The sequence below is a fragment of the Romboutsia sp. genome (genome assembly GCF_056995035.1).
The window spans coordinates 1-2,597 of sequence record NZ_JBXKIW010000028.1; the positions used below are offsets into that span (position 1 = coordinate 1).

3 protein-coding genes are annotated in these 2,597 nt (G+C 28.2%); all 3 read left to right on the forward strand.

The window, feature by feature from the left end; all coding sequences use genetic code 11:
* Window positions 1-987 (forward strand): hypothetical protein (locus AC11VW_RS03140; RefSeq protein ID WP_484299935.1); only part of this gene is annotated, 987 nt, incomplete at its 5' end.
* The gene (locus tag AC11VW_RS03145; RefSeq protein ID WP_484299936.1) at window positions 987-1,619 is read left to right on the forward strand and encodes a hypothetical protein; all 633 of its coding nucleotides are present in this window, start codon (window positions 987-989) and stop codon (window positions 1,617-1,619) included. The genes AC11VW_RS03140 and AC11VW_RS03145, both read left to right, overlap by 1 nt.
* Before the next feature lie 736 nt (window positions 1,620-2,355).
* A partial coding sequence (locus tag AC11VW_RS03150; RefSeq protein WP_484299937.1) for a hypothetical protein occupies window positions 2,356-2,597 on the forward strand: 242 nt, incomplete at its 3' end.

Below are 2,597 nucleotides of genomic sequence, written 5' to 3' on the forward strand. Positions count from 1 at the left end.
CTAGAAAATATATTGATGTCACTTGAACATATTGTAGAAGAAATGCATAGAAGAACTAATTTATTTGAACCGATGGTTTCTAAAGCTGAAGGTAACGATAATATATACCATTATAATAAATTATATCCTCATAATAAATTACCATATATTATTATTGTAATTGATGAGTTTATAGAGTTGATGCCAGATAATTCAGTTGATGACCCAAAAACAAAAGATATTAAAAATAAAATTATGAAGCATTTACAACAAGTGGGACAGTGGGGTGGCAGTTTAGGTATAAATTATCTTCCACTTCATCAAAAACCTGAAAAAGCTTTAATGCCAACTTTCATAAAAAATCAAAGTTCAATACGTATATGCTTCGGGTTTGAAGATTTAACTTGCTGTGCAATAGTTCTTAGTGATGAATTGGCTAAATATGCACATAAACTTCCTCCTAGAAAAGCGTACTTTTCAAATAATGAATATCATGGATATTTATATACAAGTAATTTAAAAGGAAGAATTAAAATGTTTATCAAAGACTCGATAAAGCCGAATCATAGAACATTGTACGATGATTTGAAGAAATTAAAATCAAATAGACAAGAAGATATTAGTGTTAAAGATATTCCTATTGAAAAAGTTGAAGAACAAATGTCAGTTCAATCAAATATAGGTACTGTTCCTGTACCTATACCGAATAAAACAAAAGAACCTCTAAAACAAGATGTTACGCAACTACAGCAAGAAAAAGCAATGGTTATACCAGAAACTAAAACCTTCATTGATTATAATGTGCCAGTAGGAGATGTTAAATTTGATAAGGTTGATCCTATTAAAATAACTAACGATGTACAAAAGTTAAAAGAAAACATAAGCAATATACCAGACTTTGTTCCATTTACCCCAAAATCACAATCTAAAGTAGTAGTAGATCAAACCAAAATTGATTTTTCAAAGACACAAAAGCCTATAAAGAAAAACAAGGAGGAGAATAAATAATGTCATCTAGAATGTATCTGACTCCAAAAGACCATGAGGTTCTTAAATTTGTTGAAGAAAACGGGAGTATTACGATAGAGGAAACAAGAAAAATATTCTACAACATACAGAAAAATGGTTATGAAATAGCAAGGCGAAGATTAGCTAAACTAGTAACCTACAATAAGTTAAAAGTTTCTAGAGACATGATAAGTAATCAAAATATTTATTATATTACTAAGAAATTGAGTTATCACAATATACTTTCACTTGATTATTATGCTTCACTTGTATCTGCTGGAGTTAATATAGTTTATTTTGAACGAGATAAGGAATGGATGGATAGAAAATATATAAGTGATGCCTATTGTTGCTATCATGTTGGTGGTAAAATGTTTTTTGATATAGTCGAAGTAGTTAGAACTCATGCTCTAGATGTAGATAAGTATTTAAAAATGTATGAATCACACGAGCCACAAGAACTTTGTAATAGTATTTACAGAAGAGAAGGTGGAGAAGTAGATATAAATAGGTTTCCAAGGCTTATCGTTATAGATAATGTTAGTCATAAAAATGAATTATATGTAAATGATCAAATAAAGATATACCAATTAGATTTTCAACTAAATAACTTCACTAAAATATTATTATAATCTGTAACACACTATATAGTTTAAGCATATAACAATACTATAGAGTATAACTATAAGTCCTTATGCCTACAAATACTATAAGCTAAATACAGTAAAATAGCAGTTTAAAAAAATGCTATTAGAGGACTACGAGGCGACAGCGAGTAATAGTCCTCTTTCATGCAAACGAATTTGCGTGAAAAATTGTTCGGCTCAGTTCCAAATAATTACATAAATAAATTTAATTACAAAATATGTAACCAAACATATAGTACAATCATATTATGGCATTAGGTACTTTAACATATTTTAGACATATTAAATAAATTCCCCATATATTACATACAAAAGGCAGATACAATCCCAAAAGTATAAATTTACTATCTTAATATTTTTGATTGTATTGGTGGCTAATGATAGTCCTAAGTGACTACTAAACTAATGATAATGCTAATCACTATATTAATTCTATATATCTACACTGATATTTAATGCTCAAGTGGTAAAGGTTAAGCGTAGTAGACTTTATCCTAACTAACTGGGTAAGTTAAATATCGTGATAGGTATATGTGAATTAATGTAGGGGTTAGTGGTTATCATTTAGTTCTAGTAGTTATACTTAGGATTTATTTATTAGTCACAGAATTTACAATTAAAAGGTATTAGGAAGACAAAATTTAAACAAAAGGTAGATACCTGTACTAATGTATAGAAATTAAAATACAAAAAACAGCACAAATACAAAGGAGTGATTAATATGAATTTACTAATGGGTTTAATGGTAGCAAAAGCAATTGGTTCTAAAAAGGTTAATCCAAAGCGATTAGGTAAATCAATTAGAAAAGAAGCAAAGTTTTGGGTACAATTAATAACCGAATTAGTACAATTGACTAGCATGATTTTCAAATTTATATTTGTTGGATTAGGATTTATTTATAGTAAGTGTATTTGCCAGACTAGAATATTTGAAGAAGAAAAACTTCCTGAGAATGTTATTAA

Coding starts and splice junctions, on each gene's coding strand:
- AC11VW_RS03145 (WP_484299936.1), top strand. CDS start 987: ATGTCATCTAGAATGTATCTGACTCCAAAAGACCATGAGGTTCTTAAA.